Below are 2,843 nucleotides of genomic sequence, written 5' to 3' on the forward strand. Positions count from 1 at the left end.
CCGTTCGGCACGAGGTTGTCACCCATGTCTTAGGTACGATCTGTTACCTATGTCTCCGGGTCGGACACACTTGGGAGATGGCACGGGCAGCAGGGCTCGAACCTACGACCTGCGGTTTTGGAGACCGCCGCTCTACCAACTGAGCTATGCCCGTACACGCGCGTTTCGGCGCAAGCGCTTCCTAAAAGCTTCCGCGCGCTCTGTAAAGAGCAGTCAGACGCAGTTTCATATGCTTTGCCAGAAAACCCGATTTGCCGTGCCGTGCCAAGGGATCGGGCTAATAGTGCGGTCCGCCGCGCTCACGATTTCGCGGCCGGCGGCCTGTAAGGCCCGCCGGGCACACCCCAGCCCCAGGCGGGCATCGGCTCAGTCTCCGGATCGCAGGTCTCGCCGAGATTGGAATTCATCTTCGCCAGCCGCCATCCCCATTCGACGTAGCCCATGAAGGCTGAGCGGAATTCGGGATCGTCGGGAAGGCCGACTTCGTCCGCCGCGTCGGCGAGAAGATTGATCCAGCGCCGCCGCTGCTCCTCGGTCAGGTGCTTGCCGAGATGATGCATGACCATCTCGCGGTGGCCGCCGTGCTTTTCGCTGTAGGTCTTCGGTCCGCCAAAAACCTCGCCGATGAAGGCTGCGACATGTGCAGGATGATCCGGCGACATATGCTTGAAAACCGGACCGACTATCGGGTCCAGGGCCACCTTGTCGTAAAAGGTCTGCGTCAGCCGGTTGAGCGCCTCTGCGCCGCCGGCCCATTCGAACAAAGTCGGGATTTCCTCGCTCATTGTTGATCCTTTCGGGCCGATCCTGCTCGGATAGGCCGCAGAGGATAACGCAAGCCCTCCCCAGCTCAACCTGCCTCGATGGTCAGTCGGCGCATCCGCGCTTACAGCTTCGCCGGCGCCTCCGCCTCGGCATTGGCGGACGGCAGAACCCGGCAATTGTCGGGCTTGGGCGACGACTTGCAGATGGTGGCACCCGTGAGCGCGTCCACAGATTGGCGTCCGGTCGTCAGTCCGAATTTTTGCATCTCGTCCTGGCTGAGCTCGCGGTGGCTCGAATAGAGCATCGACTGAATGGTCGAGAACAGAGCCGACCCGACCGCCATCTCGTCGAGATACGCCTTGACCTTGTCCGCCATCCCCAGCGAATGCAGGCTGAGATGCGCGCTGGCGCCGACGAGGCGCCTGGAGCCGCCGGCGATCATCACCGCGCAGGCCGAATCGCATTCGGCGCCGGCGTCGACAGTGAGGCCCGTGTGGAAGCCGTCCTTGGCGACGCACGCCGCCGCACCTGGATCGCAATCGAGAAAATCCGTCCGGGCGACCGCGACATCGAGCCTGCGCTCGCGGATCAGCCGGCCGGCGGCGAGCGCGCCCTGCACGTCGCCGCCCGGCGAGTTGACCACGACGGGCAGCCGGCGCCCGCCAACCGTATCGAGCAGCTCGCGCAGCCTGTCGGGCGTGCCGGCGGCAATCGTCCCTTCCGCCGAAATCCATTCCGGGCAGTCGGGATTGCAGAGCGGGTTGCTGCCGCGAACCAGCACGAAGCGCATCTGCTGTTCCGGCTTGAAGGATGGTGCCGCCTCTACCGATTGAGGAGAAGTCGGCTTGACCTCGACGGTTGCAACCTCGGCCGGCTTGGCGTTGCCGTCCGTCGGTGTTTCCCTGCAGTTCGCCGGCACGGGACTGTGTTGGCAAACGGTCTTCCCGGTTAGAAGGTCGAGCGTATCGAGGCTGGTGACGAGCTTCATCTCCAGCATATCCTCGGGCTCTATCTGCCTTATGTCGCTTGCCGGCGTCGCCTTCATCACGTCCAGCATGCCCTGCTCGACCCCCATTTCCTTCAGATAGCCGGACAGCCGTCTCTCGACCGCCTTGCTCATCTCATAGGTCTTGTAGCTGCCTGCGTTCTTGCGGCTGACGATCTTGGTGCTGATCACCTTCTTCTTGCCGTTCACAATTTTGTAGATGGTGCGGTAGAGCAGCTTTTCCCGATGATATGTCGTGGTGATCTGATGGACGCCAAGAACGGCCCACTCGCCGACGACGCGGCGCATGCCTCCGGAAAACATCAGCGGACAGGCCGAGTTGCACATGGCGCCGCTGTCATAGGCGATGCCGAGATAGGGCGCGGCCTTGCTGTCATCGTCCCGGCAGTTCTTCATCTCCGGCGAGCAGCCGGAAAACTCCGTCGTGCCCACGGCGATGTCGAGCTTGTTCTTGCGGATCATGCGACCGAGCTGGATCGCGGCGTCGACATTGCCGCCAGGAGAGTTGACCACGATCGGCAACTGCCGGCCGCCGAGCGCCTTCAAGAGACGCCTGAACAACGCCGGCGTGCCGGCCTCGATGGTGCCTTCCGCCGAAATCCATTCCGGGCAATTGGGCTCGCAGCCCGACGCGCTGCTGCGCACGACGGCAAAGCGCATCGTCGGGCCGAGATCGGGCGCCTCTTCCCTGGCCTCCGCGACAACGCTGGCCACGCCGATCGCGGTGGCCAACCCCAGACGGAAGAGCCCGCGCCACCAAATGTTGTCTGAACGGCGTTCCGGAACCACGCTCGCAAAGCCCCCACGGGTACAACCCATACTAGTTGGGGCAATGCCGCTTGCAAACAGCTTTGAAAGACGTGGCGCAACAGTTGGCCTGCGGAGCGCCGGAAACGAAAAAAGGGCGGCCCGAAGACCGCCCTTTCCTTTCGAACCGGCAATAGCCGGACCGATTATTCCTTGATGGTGACGACGATGCCGGCACCGACGGTGCGGCCGCCTTCGCGGATGGCGAAGCGCAGCTTCTCTTCCATCGCGATCGGCACGATCAGCTCGACGTCGACGGTGATGT

General features: G+C 63.2%; 3 protein-coding genes and 1 tRNA gene. All 4 read right to left on the bottom strand.

The genetic code is table 11. The annotated features are described in order from the left end of the window. Positions 1-78: 78 nt before the first annotated feature. Positions 79-154, bottom strand: a tRNA-Trp gene (locus tag RFM40_RS33345). 145 nt (positions 155-299) lie between these two features. Continuing rightward, complete coding sequence (locus RFM40_RS33350) at positions 300-785, bottom strand: group II truncated hemoglobin (RefSeq protein WP_320230371.1); 486 nt, start codon at positions 783-785, stop codon at positions 300-302. A gap of 101 nt (positions 786-886) precedes the next feature. Continuing rightward, positions 887-2,590: a COG3904 family protein gene (locus tag RFM40_RS33355; protein WP_430691762.1), complete on the bottom strand. Its 1,704-nt coding sequence runs from the start codon at positions 2,588-2,590 to the stop codon at positions 887-889. 134 nt (positions 2,591-2,724) lie between these two features. Then, on the bottom strand, positions 2,725-2,843 hold a 119-nt coding region (locus RFM40_RS33360), incomplete at its 5' end, for an EF-Tu C-terminal domain-related protein (protein ID WP_488259966.1).

The organism is Mesorhizobium captivum (assembly GCF_033977165.1).
Classification (GTDB): domain Bacteria; phylum Pseudomonadota; class Alphaproteobacteria; order Rhizobiales; family Rhizobiaceae; genus Mesorhizobium; species Mesorhizobium captivum.